General features: G+C 63.9%; 21 protein-coding genes and 1 pseudogene. 11 read left to right on the top strand and 11 right to left on the bottom strand.

Annotated elements, in window-relative coordinates:
- Positions 1 to 102: 102 nt before the first annotated feature.
- Entirely contained in the window at positions 103 to 405 is a 303-nt protein-coding gene (gene rpsU / locus ABID58_RS08355) for a 30S ribosomal protein S21 (RefSeq protein WP_071909764.1), read from the bottom strand.
- 262 nt (positions 406 to 667) lie between these two features.
- Here rpsU and aqpZ point away from each other — a divergent pair, with 262 nt between their 5' ends.
- The gene (aqpZ, locus tag ABID58_RS08350) at positions 668 to 1390 is read left to right on the top strand and encodes an aquaporin Z (RefSeq protein ID WP_354032286.1); all 723 of its coding nucleotides are present in this window, start codon (positions 668 to 670) and stop codon (positions 1388 to 1390) included.
- A 35-nt stretch (positions 1391 to 1425) separates the two neighbouring features.
- Here the strand turns inward: aqpZ and ABID58_RS08345 are convergent, their stop codons facing one another.
- On the bottom strand, positions 1426 to 2532 hold the full coding sequence (locus ABID58_RS08345) for a 5-(carboxyamino)imidazole ribonucleotide synthase (protein WP_148753971.1): 1107 nt from the start codon (positions 2530 to 2532) through the stop codon (positions 1426 to 1428).
- Positions 2529 to 3017, bottom strand: coding sequence for a 5-(carboxyamino)imidazole ribonucleotide mutase (purE, locus tag ABID58_RS08340; RefSeq protein ID WP_354032285.1), 489 nt, complete (start codon positions 3015 to 3017; stop codon positions 2529 to 2531). Before purE ends, ABID58_RS08345 begins: the two co-directional genes overlap by 4 nt.
- Positions 3018 to 3158: 141 nt before the next feature.
- On the opposite strand from purE, the pseudogene ABID58_RS08335 reads away from it, so the two are divergent.
- A pseudogene (locus ABID58_RS08335) lies at positions 3159 to 3882 on the top strand (GGDEF domain-containing protein).
- 1 nt (position 3883) lies between these two features.
- On the opposite strand, the gene ABID58_RS08330 reads toward ABID58_RS08335, so the two are convergent.
- The 3 genes from ABID58_RS08330 to ABID58_RS08320 form a co-directional block, all read right to left on the bottom strand.
- Positions 3884 to 4135: a hypothetical protein gene (locus ABID58_RS08330; protein WP_354032283.1), complete on the bottom strand. Its 252-nt coding sequence runs from the start codon at positions 4133 to 4135 to the stop codon at positions 3884 to 3886.
- A 21-nt stretch (positions 4136 to 4156) separates the two neighbouring features.
- Entirely contained in the window at positions 4157 to 4375 is a 219-nt protein-coding gene (locus tag ABID58_RS08325; protein WP_148753967.1) for a hypothetical protein, read from the bottom strand.
- Between the two features lie 138 nt (positions 4376 to 4513).
- Positions 4514 to 4720 (bottom strand): YdcH family protein, encoded by a 207-nt coding sequence (locus ABID58_RS08320; RefSeq protein ID WP_008546179.1) that lies wholly within the window; start codon positions 4718 to 4720, stop codon positions 4514 to 4516.
- A 327-nt stretch (positions 4721 to 5047) separates the two neighbouring features.
- On the opposite strand from ABID58_RS08320, the gene ABID58_RS08315 reads away from it, so the two are divergent.
- Positions 5048 to 5230, top strand: a complete 183-nt coding sequence (locus ABID58_RS08315) for a YdcH family protein (protein ID WP_148753966.1) — start codon at positions 5048 to 5050, stop codon at positions 5228 to 5230.
- Positions 5231 to 5397: 167 nt separating this feature from the next.
- Here ABID58_RS08315 and ABID58_RS08310 read toward each other — a convergent pair whose 3' ends face one another.
- A complete protein-coding gene (locus ABID58_RS08310; protein WP_354032282.1) occupies positions 5398 to 6501 on the bottom strand; it encodes an NAD(P)/FAD-dependent oxidoreductase in 1104 nt (367 codons plus the stop codon).
- 205 nt (positions 6502 to 6706) lie between these two features.
- On the opposite strand from ABID58_RS08310, the gene ABID58_RS08305 reads away from it, so the two are divergent.
- From ABID58_RS08305 to ABID58_RS08270, 8 genes are all read left to right on the top strand, one after another.
- Entirely contained in the window at positions 6707 to 9391 is a 2685-nt protein-coding gene (locus ABID58_RS08305) for a sensor domain-containing protein (protein ID WP_354032281.1), read from the top strand.
- A gap of 39 nt (positions 9392 to 9430) precedes the next feature.
- Positions 9431 to 10900, top strand: coding sequence for a glycerol-3-phosphate dehydrogenase (locus ABID58_RS08300; protein WP_354032280.1), 1470 nt, complete (start codon positions 9431 to 9433; stop codon positions 10898 to 10900).
- 52 nt (positions 10901 to 10952) lie between these two features.
- On the top strand, positions 10953 to 12122 hold the full coding sequence (locus ABID58_RS08295) for an ABC transporter ATP-binding protein (RefSeq protein WP_354032279.1): 1170 nt from the start codon (positions 10953 to 10955) through the stop codon (positions 12120 to 12122).
- Positions 12119 to 13030, top strand: coding sequence for an ABC transporter permease (locus ABID58_RS08290; protein ID WP_354032278.1), 912 nt, complete (start codon positions 12119 to 12121; stop codon positions 13028 to 13030). The genes ABID58_RS08295 and ABID58_RS08290 overlap by 4 nt, the downstream gene beginning before the upstream one ends.
- A gap of 1 nt (position 13031) precedes the next feature.
- Positions 13032 to 13844, top strand: coding sequence for an ABC transporter permease (locus tag ABID58_RS08285; RefSeq protein WP_148753960.1), 813 nt, complete (start codon positions 13032 to 13034; stop codon positions 13842 to 13844).
- A gap of 13 nt (positions 13845 to 13857) precedes the next feature.
- A complete protein-coding gene (locus ABID58_RS08280; protein WP_148753959.1) occupies positions 13858 to 14355 on the top strand; it encodes a DUF6622 family protein in 498 nt (165 codons plus the stop codon).
- Between the two features lie 86 nt (positions 14356 to 14441).
- A complete protein-coding gene (locus tag ABID58_RS08275; RefSeq protein ID WP_354032277.1) occupies positions 14442 to 15425 on the top strand; it encodes a TRAP transporter substrate-binding protein in 984 nt (327 codons plus the stop codon).
- Positions 15426 to 15441: 16 nt separating this feature from the next.
- Complete coding sequence (locus tag ABID58_RS08270; RefSeq protein ID WP_354032276.1) at positions 15442 to 17469, top strand: methyl-accepting chemotaxis protein; 2028 nt, start codon at positions 15442 to 15444, stop codon at positions 17467 to 17469.
- Positions 17470 to 17521: 52 nt separating this feature from the next.
- Here ABID58_RS08270 and ABID58_RS08265 read toward each other — a convergent pair whose 3' ends face one another.
- From ABID58_RS08265 to ABID58_RS08250, 4 genes are all read right to left on the bottom strand, one after another.
- Positions 17522 to 18388 (bottom strand): carbohydrate ABC transporter permease, encoded by an 867-nt coding sequence (locus ABID58_RS08265; protein WP_354032275.1) that lies wholly within the window; start codon positions 18386 to 18388, stop codon positions 17522 to 17524.
- The gene (locus ABID58_RS08260; RefSeq protein WP_354032274.1) at positions 18385 to 19257 is read right to left on the bottom strand and encodes a carbohydrate ABC transporter permease; all 873 of its coding nucleotides are present in this window, start codon (positions 19255 to 19257) and stop codon (positions 18385 to 18387) included. The genes ABID58_RS08265 and ABID58_RS08260 overlap by 4 nt, the downstream gene beginning before the upstream one ends.
- Before the next feature lie 175 nt (positions 19258 to 19432).
- Positions 19433 to 20818, bottom strand: coding sequence for an ABC transporter substrate-binding protein (locus ABID58_RS08255; RefSeq protein WP_354032273.1), 1386 nt, complete (start codon positions 20816 to 20818; stop codon positions 19433 to 19435).
- A 362-nt stretch (positions 20819 to 21180) separates the two neighbouring features.
- On the bottom strand, positions 21181 to 22161 hold the full coding sequence (locus ABID58_RS08250) for a LysR family transcriptional regulator (RefSeq protein WP_354032272.1): 981 nt from the start codon (positions 22159 to 22161) through the stop codon (positions 21181 to 21183).
- Positions 22162 to 22272 lie beyond the last annotated feature (111 nt).

The following is a 22272-nucleotide window of genomic DNA, read 5'->3' as shown; positions in this document are numbered from 1 at the left end:
CGCATCTGTAGTGCCCCATCCCAGAAAGGCACTGCTCACAAAATAATAACGCGGGCCGGGGGCCCGCGTCATTGAAAACTCAGTCCTGCAACTTCGGCAAGATCAGCGCGGTCCGCGCGGACCTGCACCTGCACCCGGGCCGCTGCGGCCGCCACGATCGCCGCCGGGGCCGGCGCCGAACACCGGCTTCGGCTTCATCGGCAACAGGCCTTCACGCTGCAGCTTCTTGCGGGCCAGCTTGCGCGCACGGCGCACGGCTTCGGCCTTTTCGCGAGCCTTCTTCTCGGAGGGCTTCTCGTAGTGACCGCGGAGCTTCATCTCGCGGAAAATACCCTCGCGCTGCATCTTCTTCTTCAGCGCCTTGAGGGCTTGGTCGACATTGTTATCGCGAACGAGAACCTGCACGCGGCATCCTCTTCAGTGGATCGGATTTGAATTCTGGTAGGCCATGGGGGACGGCAAAAAGCGCAAGCCCTTAACCTTGAGCGCGCGGATGTATCAGACAAAACCCACGATGTCCACCGGCCAAGCGGGATTTCGGGCCAAGTTCAGCCACTAAATGCGGCGAAAATGCTCTCTCGCGGCCCCGATTTGGGAGATTCGGCGCCAGGACGGGGGCCGCGACGGACATAGTTCCGGAATCTTTGGAAATCAGGGGAGACGCTACATGGATATGAAGAAATACGCTGCCGAGGCCATCGGCACGTTCTGGCTCACATTCGCAGGCTGCGGCAGCGCGGTCATCGCGGCCGGCTTTCCGCAAGTCGGCATCGGCCTGGTCGGCGTGTCCCTGGCCTTCGGCTTGAGCGTCGTCACCATGGCCTATGCGATCGGCCATATCTCGGGCTGCCATCTCAATCCGGCCGTCACGGTCGGCCTTGCCGCCGGAGGACGCTTTCCGCCAGGCCAGATCCTGCCTTACGTGATCGCGCAGGTCTGCGGAGCGATTGTCGCCGCCGAACTGCTCTATGTGATCGCCAGCGGCGCGCCCGGATTCGACCTCGCCAAGGGCTTCGCCTCCAACGGCTATGGCGCGCATTCGCCCGGCCAGTACAGCATGGTCGTCTGCTTCGTCACCGAGGTGGTGATGACCATGATGTTCCTGTTCGTCATCATGGGCTCGACTCACGGCCGCGCGCCCGCTGGCTTTGCGCCGCTCGCGATCGGACTTGCGCTGGTGATGATCCATCTCGTCAGCATCCCCGTCACCAACACGTCGGTGAATCCGGCGCGCAGCACCGGCCCCGCGCTGTTCGTCGGCGGCTGGGCGCTTTCGCAGCTCTGGCTGTTCTGGGTCGCACCGTTGATCGGTGGCGCGCTCGGCGGGGTGATCTATCGCTGGCTCAGCGAGGAGCCCTCAGGCACCGTCGCGGGCGTGAAGACGGCCTAACCAAAAAACGGGATCGCAGCTTTGCTGCGGTCCCTTCACTTGCTTCTTGAAGATCTGACTTCTGTGACGTGGCCCATCTTGCGGCCGGGGCGCGGTGCGCCCTTGCCGTAGATGTGGACGGTCGCGCCCGGCACGCTCAGCCAGCTCTCGTAATCGTTGATCTCGTCGCCGATCAGATTGGTCATGGTGACGATTTCGCCGTGGCGCACCGGCTTGCCGAGGGGCCAGCCGGCAATGGCGCGGATGTGCTGCTCGAACTGGGAGACCGACGCGCCGTCGAGCGTCCAGTGTCCGGAATTGTGCACGCGCGGAGCGATCTCGTTGACCAGCACCTTCGGCCCGGTGCCGTTGGCAAGCACGAACATCTCGACGGCGAGCACGCCGACATAGTCGAGCGCAGTCGCGATCTTGCCGGCGATGCTGCGCGCCTCTTCGGCCAGCGCGTCCGGGATCGGCGCAGGCGCGCGGGAAATCTTCAGAATGTGGTCGCGATGCTCGTTTTCGGTGACGTCGAAGCATTCGACCTGGCCGGCGGCCGAGCGTGCGGCGATCACGGAGATCTCGCGCTCGAACGGCACGAAGGCTTCCAGAATCGCCGATTTGGTTGCGAGGCTGGTCCAGATCTTCGCGATGTCGTCGCCATCGCGGATCATGACCTGGCCCTTGCCGTCATAGCCGAAGCGGCGGGTCTTCAGCACGGCGGGGAGGCCGATCCTGGCGATCGCCTCGCGCAGCGATGCGACCGAGGTGACGTCGGCGTAAGCCGCGGTGCCGATGCCGAGCCGCGTCACGAAATCCTTCTCGGCCAGTCGGTCCTGGGTGGTCTCGAGGACCTTGCGGTTGGGCAGCACCGGACGGCGCGCGTCAAGCACCATGGCGGCCGCGGCCGGCACGTTCTCGAATTCGTAGGTGATGACGTCGACGTCGTGGGCGAACAGCTCGAGCGCCTCGACGTCGGCATATTCAGCGCAGGTTGCGTTCAGCACGACGTCGAAGGCCGGCGAATCCGGATCGGGCGAGAACACCTGGCAACGCAGGCCGAGCCGCGCCGCTGCCATGGCCAGCATCCGTCCGAGTTGTCCGCCGCCGAGGATTCCGATGGTGTCGCCGGGCTTCAGCTTCACCTGCTTTGCGTCAGTCACGCCTTGTCCTCCGGGCGCTCGGCAACCGCCTCGGTCTGAGCCTTGCGCCAGGTCGCCAGGCGGTCGGACAGGGCTGGATCGGACAGCGCCAGCACGGACGCCGCGAGCAGAGCCGCGTTGATCGCGCCGGCCTTGCCGATCGCGAGCGTGCCGACCGGAATGCCGGCGGGCATCTGAACGATCGAATAGAGCGAATCGATGCCCTTCAGCGTCCTGGACTCGACGGGCACGCCGAACACCGGCAGTTCCGTCAGCGCCGCGGCCATGCCGGGCAGATGTGCGGCGCCCCCGGCGCCGGCGATGATGACCTTGAAACCGGCCGCCTTGGCGCCCTTGGCGAAGCTAAAGAGCCGGTCGGGGGTGCGGTGGGCCGAAATGATGCGGGCGTCGAAGGTGACACCAAGCGCTGTGAGCGTGTCGGCGGCGTGCCGCATCGTCTCCCAGTCCGACTGGCTTCCCATGATGATGGCGATCGGCGCGGTCATGACGTCAATTGTGCTCGGAAAACAGAAGGATAGGCCAGATTAACGGTTCCGGCCGGCGGCTCGCAAGGCGGTGGCAAGGAGAAGCGAATGCACTATCCTGTCTTGGTGAATCCCCGCAAGCCTTCATTGAGCAGGATGCCCATGAAGAAACCAAGAAGGGCGACCGCTGCGAAGGCCAAAAAAGGCCGAAAAGCCAGCGGGCGCCGAACGAAAACTGCACCCAAGCGGGCGGCGGCTGCGCCGCCGCGCCGCGCGCCCGCAGTTCGCGCCGCCAAAGAAACGAGCAAGGACAGCAAGGCGACCATCCGCGGCCTGCGGACCAAGCTCACGCAGGCGCTGCGGCGCGTCGCCGAGCTCGAGGCGGCGGCCGACACCGATTTCCTGCTGGACATACCCAACCGGCGCGGCTTCGAGCGCGAGCTCCAGCGCGCCATCGCCTACATGAAACGCTACCGCGCCAGCGGCGCGCTGATCGTGCTCGACGTCGACCGGTTGAAGCCGATCAACGATTCCTTCGGTCATGGCGCCGGCGACGAGGTGCTGAAGGTGATCGCCGCGACGCTGACACGGCAGATCCGCGCCTCCGACGTGGTCGGCCGTCTCGGCGGTGACGAGTTTGCCCTGCTGTTGTGGAATCTCAGCGAGACCGATGCCAAGGCGAAGGCTGTTATCTTCGAGCAGGCGATCGACGATTTGTCGTTCGTCTTTCGCGGCCAGCAGGTGAGCGCCGGCGCCTCCGCCGGTGTCGCGCTGCTCGGTGCGCAGTCCGATGCGGTCCGCGCGCTGGAGGAAGCCGACGCTGCCATGTATGTGCGCAAGGCGCACCGGCGGCACGAGCCGCGGAATCAGGCTTGTCAGCAGCTGACTTAGAGCGTGGCGAGATCTTCCGGCACGTTGCCGAATTTGCACAGCAGCGTAGCGTCACCGAATTCGCCGGTCATGGGATCGCCGCTGCGGCTGAATGCGACCGCGCCGATATGGCCGGCACCATGCGCCAGCGCCTCGGCGCGCCGCAGTGCGGCTGTCGAGCTCTGGCATTCCTCGGCGGCGCCCGCGACAGGCGATCCGTCGGCATCGATCAGGAAGGGCATTGCAACGTAGTAGGTCACGTCCGACATGGCGTTGCTCCAGTGTTGAGCTCAAGCGGCGCTACTTTTGCTCCGCATCTTGCTGCGCGAGGTCTCGGGAATGCAGCCGGCCGAAATCGCCGCCTTCAATTCTTCCAGCTCGGCTTCGAGATATTCGTTGGCCATGATCAGCGCCTTGATGGTGCTGCGCAGATTGCCGTCGCACATCGCGATCGCCTGATCGCAGGCCTGTTCATAATGGCTGTTGTCGAGAAGGGTGGGGACTGACATCTGCGGTGTCCTTGCGGGTTGTCCTTGGGCGTTTCCCTGGACGTTTCCTGGGGGGCGTCGGCGGCGGGACTAATGTTCCTCTTTTGTTCTTTTTGAGTCAAGCGGATTCATGCGCGGCGACCCGCGACTGCTCGCGGGTCAGGCGATGATGTCGGGCGTGATCTGGTCTTCGATGAAGGCGATACGGTCGCGCAACAACAGCTTGCGTTTCTTCAACCGCTGTAACCGCAACAGGTCGGGGGCGGGCGATTGATGCAGTGCATCGATCGCCGCATCGAGATCTCGGTGTTCCTGCTGCAACCGGGTGAGCTCGGCTTCGAGCTCACGCTCGTCTTCATTGGTCATGTTTGCGGTGGCCGAAAACCGATAGGCTGAGATTAAGGCTGTGGATGCCCTGTGGAAATTATCGTCCTTGCGCGGCGTGATCGCAAGCGATCTGCGACCTTCGCGCACCGCTCTCTCGCAAGATATGTGAACGATTCGCAGCGGTGTAGCGCAATCACATTGATATCATGGATTTTTCACCGCGTGGTTCCTTACTCACGCTTCGTTACATATGAATTTTCAAAAATGACGGTGCGACGACGGATACCCATCGACAGAACGAATCGGTGATGTAGACTTCGTCGCCCGGATCGAATCCAAGGTTTACCCCTACCGAGGAGGTTTCGAATGACAATTCAGGCACATCTGGTTGAATTGGAACGGAAGCACAAAACTCTCGAACACGAATTGCACGAAGCTCTCGTGCACCTTTCAACAGACGACCTGCAAATTGTTGAGTTGAAGCGCCGGAAGTTGCTGGTCAAGGACCAGATCGAGCGACTGAAGCACACCGGCGACACGCTTCACTAGTAAACCCCGTAACAGTGTAGAGTTTGATCGTATCCTTTCAGCCAGGGATGAGAGCCTTTGCGCTCATCCCTGCTGTCAGGTGTCCGCCGCGCAATTGCGCGGGCGTCAGCTTTTGCTTGGACGCGTTTGCTTGACGCGAACCGATATCCACGTCGCTCGAAAACGATCTAGATTTCTGCGAGCTCCGCGACGTGGTCTGCGATCGCGAGCGACGATGTCAGTCCCGGCGATTCGATACCGAACAGATTGATCAAACCCGCGACGCCATGGTCGCGCGGACCCTGCATCAAGAAATCCTGCGTTGCCACGGCCGGCGGCACGATCTTCGGGCGGATGCCCGAATAGCTCGGCATCAACGCGCCGTCGGGAAGCGTTGGCCAGTATTTGCGGATCGCGGGATAGAAGCGCTCGGCGCGCGACGGATCGACCTCATAGTCGATCGTCTCGATCCATTCGACGTCGGGGCCGAAGCGCGCCTGTCCTGCCATGTCCAACGTGAGATGCACGCCGAGCCCGCCGGGCTCGGGCACGGGATAGATCAGGCGCGAGAACGGCGCGCGCGCGTTGCAGCTGAAATAGTTTCCCTTGGCGAGATAGGCCGGTGGAATCCGGTCGATCGGCATGCCGTCGATGTGCCGCGCCACGGTCGTCGCCGACAGCCCGGCAGCGTTGACGAGCAGGCCGCATTGCAGCGTCATCGGCGCTTCGCCGCCGGCTTCGATCTCGATCATTCCGGTTTCTGCCTTGGCGCGGATCAGCGGCGTGTGAAACGCAAAGGCTGCGCCGGCTGCCTCGGCCTCGCCGCGCAGCGAGAGCATGTAGGCATGGCTGTCGATGATGCCGGTCGACGGCGAGAGCAGCGCGGCGTCGCAGGCCAGCGCCGGCTCCAGCGCGCGCGCGGCTTCGCCCGAGAGCAACTGCATGTCGAGTACGCCGTTGGCCTCGGCGTGCGCCTTGATCGATTGCAGCTTCTCGGTTTCCCTGGCATTGGTCGCGACGATCAGCTTGCCGCAATTCTTGTGCGGGATGCCGCGCTCGCCGCAATAGCGGTAGAGCGCGTGCTTGCCGCTGACGCACATGCGCGCCATCCAGCTTCCGGCGCGGTAGTAGATCCCGGCATGAATCACCTCGCTGTTGCGCGAGGAGGTGATGGTGCCGATGGCCTCGGCTTCCTCGAGCACGATCACCTCGCGCCCGGCCTGGGCCAGCTTCCGGGCCACCGCGAGCCCGACCACGCCGGCTCCGATGACGACGCAGTCGACCCTATCCATGGTCGTGCAGACGTCCCGTTGAAGTTGCAGAGGGGGCCGGTTTGCCTGGGAAACGCGTCGCGCAGTCGTTGTCCGTTAAGGAAGCATTTATCATGTCAGGGCAATTGCCGTATTTCGCATCACATTTTTCTGTTGGGCGTACAGGCGTTTACTCGATCCAAACCCACGAAGCCAGACAATCCGCAGTTGAAATCGCGGGTGGCTGATGGCTGAGAAGAACTGGCACGAAGGCAGCATGCTTCCGATTGCTGTGCAGGCCGTCGTGTGCCTGGCCAGCGCGGTCGCGCCTTCGCGTGCCCACGCGGACAGCCTTATTCCGCCGAGCTATCTTGGCAATCTCGACCCCAATCTGATCTGGGAAGTCCTGATCGGCGGCATTGTCGTCTGCGCGTTCCTGGCCGCCATCGCGCTGTGGATCCATTCCGCGCTGCGCCGGAGCAAGCGTTCGCAGTTGCGGCGCAACGCCTTCGTCTCCTCCGCCATGAACAATCTCAACCAGGGCGTGGTGATGACGGATGCGCAGCGGCGCATCATCTTCTGCAACGACCGCTATCTTGAGATCTACGGCTTGACGCGCTCGGACCTGTGGACCGGCATGACCGGCTACGACATCCTCGAGCTGCGGCGCCAGCGCGGCGTCCTCGCCGTCTCCGACGACGACTTCTACGAGAAGGCGTCAAGCTCCAACGGCCTGATCAGCGAACTGCCGGACGGCCGCGCCATCCTGGTCAAATATTTCATTCTGCCGAACGGCGGCTCGGTGGCGACCCACCTCGACGTCAGCGAGCAGCGCAAGCTGTCGCGGCAGCTGGCCTCGACCAAGCAATTCCTGGAAACGGTGCTGGACAACGTGCCGGCCTGCGTGGCCGCGAAGAACATCGAGGACGGCCGCTACATCTTCGCCAATCGCGCCTATGAGCGGTTCTGGGGCTTTTCGCGCGACCAGGTCGTCGGCAAGAATGCGCGCGAGCTGTTCGGCCCGAAATCGGCGGCGAGCATCGAGGCGACCGACCGGGCCGCGCTGCTGGCGCCGGAAGGACAGTATCGCAACGAATTCGAGGTCGACGTCCAGCGCGATCAGGCCCGGCGCATGGTGGCCTCGATCCGCATCGTGGTCCGCAACGAGAGCAACAAGCCGGAATTCCTGCTGGTGGTGTTCGAGGACATCACCGATCGGCAATCGCTGTCGATGGAGCTGGAAAGCACCAAGAAATTCCTCGAGCTCGTGGTCGACAACATCCCGGTGGCGCTGATCGTGGAGCAGGTCAAGGATGGCCGCTATCTGCTCGCCAACCGCAGTGCCGAGACGATCCTCAACCGCAGGCGGGAGGAAGCCACCGGCCTGACCGCCTCCGACATCTTCAATGCCAAGGAAGCAAAGCTGATCATCGCGCGCGACGAGGCCGCGATCAAGAAGCGCGGGATGATCACCGAGGAGCATCCGATCTCCACCAAGGACGGCCTGCGCCTGTTCCTGACCCGGCGCGCCACGGTGCTCAACGACGCCGGCGAGCCGCAATATCTGATCAAGACCCACGAGGACGTCACCAACCGCCGGCAGACCGAGTCGCGGATGGCGCACATGGCCTATCATGACGGCCTCACCGATTTGCCGAACCGCGCCGCCTTCCTTCAGGCGCTGAACCAGATGATCGAGGCCTGCGAGGGGACCGACGAGGAATTTGCGGTCCTTTGCGTCGATCTCGACGGCCTCAAGGAAGTCAACGACGTGTTCGGCCATGCGCTTGGCGACAAGCTGCTGATCGAGGTGGCCCAGCGGTTCCAGGACACCGCGCGTGGCGGCCTGGTGGCGCGCCTCTCCGGCGACGAATTCGGCCTGATCATCGACGGCAAGCAGCCCGACGCCGGCCTCGCGCTGGCGCAGCAGCTCGGAGAGGCGCTCGCGCCCGAATTCCACATCGACGGCCGCGCGGTCCGCGCCGGCATCACCACCGGCATGTCGATCTTCCCGCACAACGGCCCCGACGGTGCCTCGCTGCTCGCCAATGCCGGCGCCGCCCTGTTCCGCGCCAAGCAGAAATCGCGCGGCACGATCAGCCTCTATCAGCCCGAGATGGACCAGCAGATCCGCGACCGCCGCGTGCTGCACCAGGATCTGTCGAAGGCGATCAAGAACGGCGAGCTGTCGCTGGCCTTCCAGCCCCAGGGCATCGCGCGCAACAGCGTCGCCGAGAGCGAGATCATCGGCTTCGAGGCCCTGGCGCGCTGGGCGCATCCGGTGCGTGGCCAGGTCTCGCCGGCCGAATTCATCCCGATCGCGGAAGAAAGCGGCCTGATCGTCGAGATGGGCGAATGGATCCTGCGCGAGGCCTGCCGCGAGGCTGCGTCGTGGCCGAAGCCGATGCAGGTTGCGGTCAATCTGTCGCCGGCGCAGTTCATGCACGGCGACGTGGTCGGGCTCGTCCATGCGATCCTGATCGAGACCGGGCTTGCCCCCGGCCGGCTCGAGCTCGAAATCACCGAGGGCGTGCTGATCGAGGACTTCGATCGCGGCCTGGCACTGCTGCGCCGCCTGAAGGCGCTGGGCGTCCGTATCTCGATGGACGATTTCGGCAGCGGCTATTCCTCGCTGAGCTATCTCCAGGCGTTCCCGTTCGACAAGATCAAGATCGACCGCGCCTTCATCATCAATCTCGGTCGCAATCCGCAATCGGCCGCGATCGTTCGCGCCGTGATCGACCTCGGTCACGGCCTCGAAATGTCGATCATCGCCGAGGGCGTCGAGACCATCGATCAGCTCGCTTTCCTTGCCAGGGAAGGCTGTGACGGCGTGCAGGGCTATTTGCTCGGCAAGCCGTTGCCCATCGGGAAATATGCCGGCCTCGTCGGCCGCGTCGAGGCCATGGAGCTTGCGCTCAAGACCGGCTAGTGATGTGGCGCGTTTGCTTCGCTTCCACTCGACGGCTTCATGGCGGATTACGACCTCGCGATCATTGGTGGCGGCCTGAACGGTGTCAGCCTCGCGCGCGATGCCGCAGGCCGGGGGCTGCGGGTGATCCTGGTCGAGCAGGGCGATCTCGCCGGTGCTGCCTCGTCGGCGACACCGCGATTGATCCATGGCGATTTGTCTGTGCTGGAGCGGCGTCGCTTCTGGCGGGTGCGCCGGGCATTGGCAGAGCGGGCGACCTGGCTCCGGATCGCGCCGCATCTGGTGCGGCCGATGAGTTTTGTGATCCCCGCCCATTCTGACGAACGCCCGCCATGGCTGTTGCGCGCGGGCTTGTATGTTTATGACGCTCTCACGAACCGCGGCGGCCTGCCCGGATCGACCACCCTCGACATCACGCATCATCCGGTCGGCAACGCGCTGAAACGGCCGTTCGGCGTCGCGTTCGAATATTCCGACTGCGTCGTCGACGATTCACGCCTGGTGGTGCTCACGGCGCTGGATGCCGCCGAGCGCGGCGCCGCGATCCGGACCGGGGCACGTTGCGTGCGCGCCGACAGGACCGACATCTGGCGGCTCGCGCTGATTGATCGCGGGCATCGCCGCGTCGTCACGGCACGCGCGCTGGCCAATGCCACCGGCGGCTGGACGTCGATGGTCGCAGAGACCGTGCTGCGGCAGCCGCAGCCGGCCATGGCGGCCATGCAGATGAGCCAGATCGTCGTGCCCAGGCTGTTCGAGTCCGATAACGTCTATGTGTTCCAGAACAGCGACGGACGGCTGATTTTTGTCGGCCCGTTCGAGCGTGATTTCACGCTGGTCGGCACGGTCACGCACGATTTCACCGGCGATCCCGCAATCGTCGCGATGTCGGGCGCCGATGTCAGCTATCTCTGCGAGGCCGTGAGCCGCTATTTCCGCGAGCGCGTTGCTCCGACCGACGTGGTGCGCACGGTCTCGGGCGTCAATTTGACGCCCGCTTCCGCTCGGCGACGCGACGGCACGACGCTGTTCCACGCACGCCGGCGCAAGGCGCCGCTGCTCACGATGTTCGGCGGCGACGTCACCACCGCGCGGCTGCGCGCCGAGCTGGCGGTGACGCGGCTGACGCCGTTCTATCCGATGTCGCCGCGTTGGACCGCCAGAGCAGCGCTGCCCGGCGGAGATTTTGCCTGGGATCGTTTCGAGACCGAAATCGACCTCGCGCGCCACCGCTGGCGGTTTCTCTCCGAGCCGCAGGCCCGGCGCTTGGTTGCGGCCTATGGCTCGCGATTGCCGGCCGTGCTGGGCGAGGCGAAGACGCGCGATGAGCTGGGACCGGCCTTTGGCCCCGACCTGACCGGCGCCGAGGTACGCTATCTCATGGGCCGCGAATGGGCGCGCTTCCCGGAGGACGTCCTGTGGCGCCGCTCCAAGCTCGGCCTGACCATGCCGGCCGCGGACCGTGAGGCGCTGGCTGCGTTCATGGTGGATCCGCATCGAACCGGTTGAGCAAAGGCCGATCCGCCGCTAGCGTGCGGCGGCATTGGGGTTGGCAGGGACGATGACTGACGAGTTGCCCAGGACGGATACCGCGGCCAATGCGGCTGGAGATGCGCATCCGGCCGCGGGCGAACCGCTGCTGCGCATCGAGGGCGTGGCCAAGACGTTCGGGACGTTCCGCGCGGTCGACGGCGTATCGCTCGACATCAAGGCCGGTGAGTTTTTGGCGCTGCTTGGCCCCAGTGGTTGCGGCAAGACCACGCTGTTGCGCATGCTCGCGGGCTTCGAGGCGCCGGACGAGGGGCGCATCCTGCTCGGCGGCAAGGACATCGCGCAGGCGCTGCCGCATCAGCGCCCCATCAACATGATGTTCCAGAACTACGCGCTGTTTCCGCATCTTTCGGTGCGCGACAACATCGCCTTTGGCCTCAAGCGCGCCGGCATGGCGCGTGCCGACATCGCAACGCGCGTCGCGGAGATGGTTGCGCTGGTGAAGCTCGACGGGCTCGAGAAGCGCAAGCCCGACCAGCTCTCCGGCGGCCAGCGGCAGCGTGTCGCGCTGGCCCGCGCGCTGGCGCGGCGGCCGCAATTGTTGCTGCTCGACGAGCCGCTCGCAGCCCTCGACAAGAAATTGCGCGAAAATACGCAGGGCGAGCTGATGGAGCTGCAGCGCCGGCTCGGCATGACCTTCATCATCGTCACCCACGACCAGGAAGAAGCGATGACGATGGCTGATAGAATCGGCGTGATGAATGCCGGCAAGCTCGTCCAGGTCGCTGGCCCCCGCGAGCTCTACGAGGCGCCGCGTTCGCGCTGGATCGCGCAGTTCGTCGGCGACATCAATCTGTTCGACGCCGAGTCCAAATTGCGCGACGGTCATCGCCTGGTCATTGGCACGCGCGATGCAGGCACGCTGGTGGTGGCCGAGCCGCGCCAGCCCGTCGGCGAGAGCAGGTTTTCAGTCGCGATCCGGCCCGAGAAGGTCAAGCTGTCGCGTCGTGGTCCCGCGAGCGAGGCCGGCCATGAAACCGCGATCAACCGGCTGGACGGTGTGATCGCCGACATCTGCTATCTCGGCGGCACCACCACCTACAAGGTGAAGCTCGATGCCGGCGGCGTGGTGCAGGCGTCCGTCGCCAACAGCGCGCGCCTCGATGTCGATGCCTATAGCCTGAACCAGCAAATCGTCGCCTGGTTCTCGCCGGACGACTGCGTGGTGCTGCCGTCATGAGCGCGCGCCGGATATTCGCGCGCCCGGCGCGCTTCGCCGCGATCGCGCCCTACATCTGGATGCTGCTGTTCTTCCTGGTGCCGTTCGGCTTCGTGCTGAAGATCAGCCTGTCGCAGACGGCAATCGCGCAGCCGCCTTACGAGCCGGTGTTCGACCTGACGGCCGGGTGGACGGCGATCCGGGCGGCCTTTGCCGCACTGGGGATCGACAATTTCAAGCTGCTCTCTTCCGACGACCTTTATGTGTTCGCCTATCTGCGCAGCCTCACCGTTGCGGTGACGGCGACCGCGTTGCTGCTGCTGATCGGCTATCCCATCGCGTACGGCATGGCGCGGCTGCCGAAGCGCCGGCAGGCGGTCGCGATGGTGCTGGTGATCGTGCCGTTCTGGACCTCGTTCCTGATCCGCATCTATGCCTGGATCAACATCCTCCAGCACGACGGCCTGCTCAACCGGATCCTGCTGGCGCTGCATCTGGTCAGTGAGCCGGTGGTGTGGCTGTCCACCGACACTGCGATGTATATCGGCATCGTCTATTCCTATCTGCCGTTCATGATCCTGCCGCTCTACGCCACGCTCGCCAAGATGGAGCCGGCGCTGGAGGAGGCGGCCAGCGATCTCGGCGCACCGCCATGGCAGGTGTTCTGGCTGGTGACTTTCCCGCTGTCGCTGCCGGGCGTCGGCGCCGGCGTGCTCTTGTGCTTCATCCCGATCGTCGGCGAGTTCGTGATCCCGGATCTTCTCGCCGGCTCCAATTCGCTGATGATCGGCCAGACGCTATGGCTCGAATTCTTCACCAACAAGGATTGGCCGGTTGCGTCTGCCGCGGCGATCGTGTTGCTCGTGGTGCTGCTGCTGCCGCTCCTGCTCTATGAGCGGCTGCAGCGGCGGCAGCTGGAGGAGCGGTGAGATGCGCAAAATCTCTCGCCTGTCCCGCTTCAACATCGCCTCGCTCGCGCTCGGGCTCGCCTTCCTCTACCTGCCGATCCTCATTCTCGTCATCTATTCCTTCAACGCCTCGCGACTGGTGACCGTGTGGGGCGGCTGGTCGCTGCGCTGGTATCACGAGTTCTTTGGCGACCGGGCCATGATCGAGGCGTCCTGGATGAGCCTGCGGGTCGCGGTTGCGTCCGCGACGATCGCCACGCTGATCGGTACGCTCGCCGCGGTGGCGCTGTCGCGCGGCGAGGGCTTTCGCGGGCGTACGCTGTTCTCCGGCATGCTCTATGCGCCGCTGGTGATGCCGGAGGTGATCACGGGATTGTCGCTGCTGCTGCTGTTCGTCGCGCTGAACGCCGAGCGCGGCTTCTGGACGGTGACGATCGCCCATACCACGCTGACGATGTGCTTCGTCGCCGTCGTCGTGCAGTCGCGCCTGGGCTCGCTCGACCGCTCGCTGGAGGAGGCGGCGATGGACCTCGGCTGCGCCCCCGTCCGCGCCTTCCTGTCGGTGACATTGCCGTTGATCGCGCCAGCGATCGTTGCCGGATGGATGCTCGCCTTCACCCTCTCGCTCGACGATCTCGTGATTGCCAGCTTCACCACGGGGCCTGGATCGGCAACCTTGCCGATCCGGATCTATTCCGAGGTGCGACTGGGGGTGAAGCCCGAGATCAATGCGATCTGCACGCTGGTGATCGCCCTGATCGCGGTCGTCATCGTCATTGCCTCGCTCGCCTCAAAGCTGTCGAGCTCGCAGGGCGAGAGCGCGGCGCCGCTGTGATCCGGAGGTCGTCATGACGTTCGTCTATCAGATCCTGATCCACACCCCGCCCTGGGTCTGGATCCTGTTCGCCTATCTGGTCTGGCAGGGCATCAAGGCAATGCAGCCGCGCACGATTCCGATCTGGCGTGCGCTGATCGTGCCGGTCGTCTTCATCGCCTGGGGAATCTCGCGGATCGGATTCGGGCATCAGAGCAATGCGTGGCCGCTGGTCGCCTGGATCGTGGCAGCATTGGTGCTGTTGCCCGTTGGCGTGGTGACGCCTCGTCCGTTTGAGGTCGATCACACCAGCGGACTGATGATCCGTCCGGGGAGCGCGTCTGCCCTGATCCGCAACCTCATCGTATTCTCGGCGCAATATGCCGTCGGGGTGATCTCGGCGATCGACGCCAGCGATCGCGCGATGGCCATCATCGCCGGACGCGCAATCTCCGGCGCCACTGCCGGTTACTTCATCGGCTCGACGATCGCGCTGCTGCTCGCGTATCGGCGCAAGAGCGCGGAGAGCTGACTTGCGGTGCTCGGGCACCGCCTCAATCTAGGTTAACAATTCATATAGCTAATCTGGTTATCGTCGCCTCGCTTGGGGAGAGGGCGATGAAGCGGCTTTATATTGGTGTGGCCAGCACTGCGCTGGCATTGTTCTGTCTTGCCGTTCGGCCGTCGGCTGGCGCGACGCAGATGGTGTCGCTGCTGTACAACGGCGCGCCGCAGTCGCCGCAACAAATTGGCTCGGACGAATTTCGCCGCAAGCTCGTCGAGATAGCGCCGGGCCGGATCATCCTCGATGAACGTGGTGGCATCACGCTGGGCAGCGAGACAGCGATCCTTGCCGCAATGCGCAGTGGCGTCGTCGACATGGCGACGTTGTCTGGCTCGGTGGTCAGCTCCGCCGTGCCGGAATTCGGCGTATTCGACGTGCCGTTTCTGTTCCGCGATGCTGCGCAAGCCAAGGCGGTCGCGGAAGGGCCGGTCGGGGCTCTCTTCGCCAAGCATTTCGCCGACAAGGGGTTGGTCCTGCTCGCGATCGGCAAGCAGGGCTTTCGCAACGTCACCAATTCGAAGCGGCCGATTCATTCTCCCGCGGACCTCCAGGGATTGAAGATTCGGGTCCTGCCGAACGACGTCTATCAGATGACCTTCAAGGCGCTGGGCGCCGAGGTCGTGCCGATGGAGTTCACGCAGGTGTATTCCGCATTGAAGGACGGCCGAATCGACGGGCAGGAAAACCCGATCATGACGATCGCCACCAGCCATCTCGACGAGGTGCAGAAGTACGCCAGCCTGACCGGACATTTCTTCGCGCCCATCGCCTTCGTCGCCAATCGCGATGTGTTCCAGGCCCTCAAGCCTGCCGACCAGGCGGCCATCATTGCTGCAGCCAAGGCCGGTGCGGAAGCGACCTGGCAGAGCGGCGTCGCGGACGAGACGAAGAAGCTCGAGGAGCTGCGCAAGGGCGGCATGGAGATCATCGAAAAGGTCGATCGCCAGCCCTTCATCGATGCCGTTAAGCCCTTGGAGCCTGAATTCGAGAAGCGCTTCGGCAAGGATCTGCTCGCCCGGATCCGGGCTACGCCGTAATCTTCCAGGAAACATCATGAACCTGTCATTGCTTCTGTCGCGCATCGGCGTCCGCCCACGCATCTTCGGCGGCTTCGCGCTGGTTCTGGGTTTCCTCTGCGTATTGGCGCTGCTCGCCGTGCTGCGGCTGGCTGAGATCGGTGGCACCGTCGGCGAGCTCGTCACCAGCGCCGACGGCGATGCCGGCATGGCGAAGGTGCACGCCGCGCTGCTCTCGGCGAACGTCAACGTCGAGAAATTCATTCGGACGCGCAATCTCGGTGACCGCGATAGCGCAATGAAGGCGATCGACGGCTTTGGCGCGACGTTTGATCAGGTCGATCAGCAATTTTCTCGTCTGCCGGCGATTGCCTCCGGCCGAGGTGCGCTGGTGGATGCGCTTGGAACCTATCGAAAATCCTTCACGGCGGTCGCCGGCGCTGTCGATCGTCTGCGCAATGCGAGCACCAAGGCCGAGGCGCTTGGCGCTTCGGCTGGCCTCGACGTCGGTGCGATCAATGCGACGCTCGCCAACCAGCCCGACCGCCTGCTCCAGCCGCTGCGTCTGGCTGGCACGGTGGATGCGATGCGCGTCGCGGTGCTGCGTTTTACCATGACTCAGGTCCAGGGCGATGCTGATGATGCTGCGCTGACGGTCGGCTATGTGTTGACCGCAATTGTCGACAGCGAGGCTGAGATCGCCGAGGTCGAGGCGCCGCGATTGAAGAGCCTGATTGCAGCCTTGAAGAAGGTCATTGCCGACCAATCGGCGACGTTGACGGAACTTTCGGCGGCGATGGGCGAGCTGCGCAAGGCGCAAGCCGACCTCATCAAATCCAGCAGTGCAATCGACGCCAAGGCCGCCGAGATCAGCAAGGCCCTTGGTGCGATGCGCACCGAGCAGAGCCGGCTGACGGCGGAATCGGTCGATCATACGCGCAATCTCGTGTTCACCGTCGCCGCGTCCGCGCTCGCCTTGGGCGCATTGCTGGCCTGGCTGATCGGGCGCAGCGTGTCGCGGCCAATCGGCCAGATGACCTTGCGCATGCAGAGCCTCGCGGCGGGCGAGCTCGATGAGGCAATCCCGGGTGGCGAGCGCGGCGACGAAATTGGCCGCATGGCTGAAGCGGTCGAAGTGTTCCGCCAGAACGCGCAGACTGTCCGGCGGATGGAGCAGGGCACAGCCGCGCAGCGCGCCGCCGCCGAGACGGAACGAGCATCGATGATGGCTCAGCTTGCCGATCGCTTCGATAGCGGCATGGAGGGCGTTATTGGTGGCGTCTCGAGCCGCGCCGAGGAGATGGGGCATAGCGCCCAGAGTCTCGCCCGCGTCGCCGAGCGCGGCCGCTCGCTCGCCGAGCAGGTCGCCGCGACTTCGGCCCAGGCGTCCTCGAATGTGCAGACCGTTGCGGCCGCGACCCACCAACTCGCTGCCTCGATCAGGGAGATTTCGAGCCAGGTCGCGCGCTCCGTATCGGTCTCGGACAAGGCCAAAGAGGAAGCGTCCCGCACCGAGGCGCTGATGCGCGCGCTATCGGATTCCGCCGAGCGGATCGGTACGGTGGTTCAGCTGATCCAGGCGATCGCGAGCCAGACCAATCTCCTCGCTCTCAATGCCACGATCGAGTCGGCACGCGCCGGCGATGCAGGCAAGGGCTTTGCCGTCGTGGCAAACGAGGTGAAGAGCCTTGCAACCCAGACCGCGCGCGCCACCGAGGAGATCGCGGGGCTCGTCGCCGAGATTCAGGGCTCGACCGGACAGTCCGTCGCCGCGATCGGTCAGATCGGAAAAACCATCTCCGAGATGACGGAGATCGCGACAACGATCGCCTCGGCCGTCGAGGAGCAGGGGGCCGCGACCAACGAGATCGCTCGCAATGTCGAGCAGGCGGCGAATGGCACAGCGGCGGTGACCGACCAGGTCGGCGCGGTCCGCACCGTGGCCGGAGAGACCGACGCCGGCGCCGAAGCTACGCTTTCAGCGGCCTCAGCATTGCAGGATCAAGCGCACGCGCTCAAGCAAGCTGTCGCGGAGTTTCTGCAGACTGTACGCAAAGCGGCCTGAGGGCCTCTGCGGCGCTGCCGGCCTTCATCAGGTGCAGCGCCGCAGCCGGTGTTTAGGACTTCACGGCGCCCGCTGTCAGCCCGCCCACCATGTAGCGGCGGAAGGCGTAATAGACCGCGGCCGGCGGCAGCGCGTAAATGAAGCCGGTGGTCATCAGCAGCTCCCAGGGCGAATCGTCCGCAGCGAGGAAGTTGCCGAGTGCGACGGGGAGCGTGATCTCTTGGTCGTTCGAGAGCAGCAGGAACGCGTAGAGATATTCGTTCCAGGCGAGCAGCACCGCATAGGTACCGATCGCGACCAGCGAGGGCATCATCAGCGGCAGATAAACCAGGCGGAAGATCTGAAGCGTGGTGGCGCCGTCCATCACCGCGGCTTCATCCAGCTCAACCGGCAGCTTGTCGGAGGCCTGCTTCAGCACCCAGATCGCATACGGACTGGCGATCGTCACCATCGCCAGGATCAGCGCCCAGTGATTGTTGAGCAGGCCGTAATTGCCCATGGTGCGGTACATCGGCACGGCAAGGAACGCCGCCGGGATGAAATAGGTGAACAGCGCAAGGTTCAGCACCATGCGCCCGCCCGGCACCTTCAGCCGCGAGATCGAGAACGCCGCGGCCGTGGCGATGACCAGCGTCAGCGCGCCGACCGCCGCCGCGATCACCAGCGAATTCCAGAACTGGACGTAGAAGTCGCGCAGGAAATAATGCTGCTGCTTGAACACGATCTCGAAGTTGTGCAGCGTCGGATGGTCCGGCCACAGCTTGCCCGAGAACGCGTCCTCCTTCGGGGAAATCGCGAACAGGAACATGTGGTAGATCGGGATCATCGTCCACAGGAAGACGGGAATGCCGATCAGCAAGAGCCGCGCTTCGGTCGCGACGTCGCGCCAGGAAAATTCGCTTACGCCGGGGAGCTTCATCGCGACAACCGTTTCATCATGAAGTACACGAGCGGCAGGACGAACGGCATCGCGCAGACGATGGAGGCCATCGCGAGCGAGAGCTGGTCGAGCCGGAGATAGCGGATACCGAGCGTCGACAGCACATGCGTGAGGTCGGCAGGTCCCCCACCGGTGAGCAGATAGACGCTGTTGAAATCGCCGAGCGTCCAGATCATCGAGAGCAGCGTGCAGGTCACGTAGAGCGTCTGCATCGACGGCCAGGTGATGAAGCGGAATTTCTGCCACCAGCTGGCGCCGTCGACTTCGGCGGCCTCGAACAGATCGTGCGCGATCGCAAGCCGTCCGGTGATCAGGATCAGCGTCCAGAACGGCAGCGACTTCCAGATGTGGACAGCGATCGCCATGCTCAGCGCCACGGTCGGATCGTTCAGCCAGTTCGGGCCGTCGTCGCCGGTCAAGGTGAAGATCAAGTGGTTGACCATGCCCCATTCGGGATTGAGCATGAAGCGCACCGACAGGATGGTCGGGATCGACGGTACCGCCCAGGGCAGGATGAAGATCACGGAGAGCCATTTGATCCAGGTGCGCTGCTCGGCGAAGAAGCCGGACAGGAACAGCGCGATCAGCATCTTGATGTTGATACCGATGACCAGGAAGATCAGCGTGTTGACCGCGGCGCGCGCGAAGATCGGGTCGTTATAGAGCGCGACATAGTTCGACGGGGCCCGCGCCAGCCACAGCCCGTAGCAGACGGGATAGACCACGAAGGCGAGGAAAACGAGCAGATAGGGCGCGAGCAGCACGATGCCCCAGACCTGCGCCGGGGTCAGCCGCGGCGACAGGGGCGGGGCGGGGATCGACTGATCGCCAGAGAGCGTGATCGCCATTCTTGTAGGACTCTTCTTAGATCTTAAACCTCTCCCCGCTTGCGGGGAGAGGTCGGATCGCCCTCGGGCGATCCGGGTGAGGGGGTACAGGACTCACCGCAAGCGCGACTCGCGGATAGAGCCCCTCACCCCGACCCTCTCCCCGTGAAGAACGGGGAGAGGGAGGGGATCGAACCTAGCCTGCAACCTGCTTGATGCGGGCGATCAGTTCGTCGACGGCCTTGTCGACCGGGACCTTCTCGCTGACGACCCGGTTCATCGCCTTGGCCCAGACGTTCTCGTTGTTGAGGATCGTGAACTTCCAGTTCTTGGTGAAGTCGAACGGTGCGGTGCCGCCGGTGAACTGGGCGTAGACCGCCTTGCGGTGCTTATCGGCCTGCCAGAACGGGCTCGCCTGGCTTTCCTTCGTCACCGGGAACCAGCGGCCGAGCGCGCCCTCGATATAGGGGCGGACATTCTCTTCCTGCAGCAGGAAACTGATGAACTGCTTGGCCTCGGGCTTGTTCTTGGCCGCGGTGAAGATCAGCCCGGTCTTGACGTCGGAGCGGTAGCGGATGGTCGAACCGTCCGGGGCCTTCGGGAAGGACGCCGTGATGATGTCCTGCTCATAGGCCTTCTTGCCGGCCTCGCGCTGCTCAGGCGTCAGGGCCTGATTCTGGGAGTCCTCGTACCACTTCGCTGCGATCGAAATCGTGAAGTTGTGGGTCATCACGATCGTCTTGTTGTGGAAGGCGACGTTGTTGTCCGGATCCTTCCAGGTCGTGGAGGACGGCGGGGTGCAGCCCTTGATGTAGGTGTCGGTGTAGTCCTTCAGCGCGTGAATCAGGCCGTCGCGGACCTTGGGATCGTCGACCAGCAACTTGCCGTCGTCGTCGACGAGCTTGACGTGGTAGGCGTCCATAAAAGTGTAGAACGACTGGAAGGCGTCGGTGGATTCCACGCCCATCGGCTGTCCGACAGCATAGATGCGCTGGCCGGTGGCTTTGCGGATCCCCGGCTGGACCTTGTCGCACCAGAACGTCCAATAGCCCGCCCAGTCGGTCGGGATGTCGCTCTGCTTGAAGCCGGCCTTCTCGAGCATGTCGTTCCAGATCTGGACGTGCATGCTCTGCTGCTTCAGCGGGAAGCCGTAATAGGCCTTCTTCTTGGTGACGTCATTATAGAGGATCGAGGCGTCCAGCGTGTTCTGCACGAACCGGCCCTTGATCGGCTCCATCACGTCGGTTAGGTCCTCGAGCTTGCCCTCATAGGCCCACTTGCCCTGCGCCTGCACGTCATAAGAATCGGAATAGGCGACATCGGGCACGGTGCCGGCGTCGAGTGCGGCGACCGTCTTCGGAATCATGTCCTGGATCGCGTACTGCGACAATTCGACCTTGATGCCGGTCTTGGCTTCGAACTTCTTGATCGTATCGAGAAGCGCGTCGTCTTCGGACCGATAGAAGCCCTTGCCCCACCAGACCGTAATCGTCTTTTGCTGCGCAAATGCGGGTGCAGCGGCTGCAAACAGCCCGGCCGCAGCGACCGCCAGTGATACTGCGCCAATAACCTTGAATTTCACGTTTTTCTCCCTCAAGCCGCCGGTGTTTTAACCGGTCGGATAAAACACTAGCGCATGGCCGCTATCCGATCTAGCGGCTTCTTGTCAGACATAGGTCGTGGGCTGAGGGCTGTGAAGATGCTTAATCCCGCATCGATCTAAACGCTGCATCAATTCGTGGCAATCAATTCGCCTCGTGCGCGCTTGCTTCGCCCACCATCCGCCGCACACACGCCGGATTGCTGAAAGATCGGCTGTTGTAAGCGGTGTGAGGACCGAACGCAATGCAAGCGGCCGCGCCGCGGTGCTCCGGCGGAGATCTGGAAATCCTTTGAGAACACGACAGGGGGCAGGAACAGTCCGGCACCGCGACGGGCGAGTTGTCAGCGTTTCCGCTTCAGGCCTATCGAAGCGGCATTCGAGCTTGCCCCGGCGGATGGGGGGCGCGGCCTGCCTTGCCCGCTCGTTCGCAGGGGTGAGCGCCATGCCTCGAGAAGCATTTTCAGAAGCTGGCTTGCATGCGGAGATAGCGTTGCTCCGCGCCTCCGCACGATTCCGATCGTCCGCGATACCTCCGGCTCGATCAACCGAATGGTGTGAATGATCGGATGGCCGGCGGCTGGCGTCGCGAGCCTCGGTAGCACAGCAACGCCCAGTCCCGCTTCGACCAAGCCAAGCGAACCGGAGAGGTGAGCGACTTCGTAGGTCCAGTTGAGCTGCAAGCCGTGCCGCGCCATCGCATTGTCGATCAACGCGCGATTGCCGCTGTTGCGACCCACCGTGATGACACGGTGCGGCACAATCTCCGACCAGCTCACCTGTTTGCGCGATGCCAATGGATGGTCATGGCGGCAGGCCAGCACGAAAGGGTCTTCGACCAGTTTCTCGAATTCAATTTCGGCATGCGAAGCGCCAATGAAATTGATGCCGAAGTCGGCTTCTCCGCGCGCGACCGCTTCCAGTCCTTCATTGGCGCCGATGTCGAGAATCCGGACGCGAATGCGCGGATATGCTTCGGCGAATCGGCCGATCGCCCGCGGCAGGAAATAGAATACCGCTGTCGGCACCGCAGCCACCGAGACCAGACCTGAACTTCGCGCGCCGATATCCTGGATCGCCAGCACCGAAGTTTCGAACTCGTCGATGAGGCGGCGCACTTTCGGCAGGAAGTCGCGGCCCGTCATGGTGAGATTGACGTGGCGCGTGGACCGCTCGAGCAACGGCGCGCCCAGGCTTTCCTCCAGCTTCTGAATGCGTCGGCTCAGCGCCGGCTGAGACAGGTTCAGCGCCTTCGCGGTGCGGACGAAGCTGCCCATCTCCGCGACGGTGATGAACGCCTTCAGGTCGAGAAGTTCGGCATTCATGGCTGGGCTCCGTTATGTTGATAATCGGAATAATACATCAAATCTTTGCATTTTACAAAAGAGTGGGATCGCGGGATCGTGGGGCCGAGCGAAAATGTCGCCCGAAGGAAG

Source organism: Bradyrhizobium sp. S3.2.6 (genome assembly GCF_040546885.1).
GTDB classification, from domain to species: domain Bacteria; phylum Pseudomonadota; class Alphaproteobacteria; order Rhizobiales; family Xanthobacteraceae; genus Bradyrhizobium; species Bradyrhizobium cytisi.
Note: the sequence above shows the minus strand (reverse complement) of the source record. Positions and strands in the feature narration are given on the sequence as shown.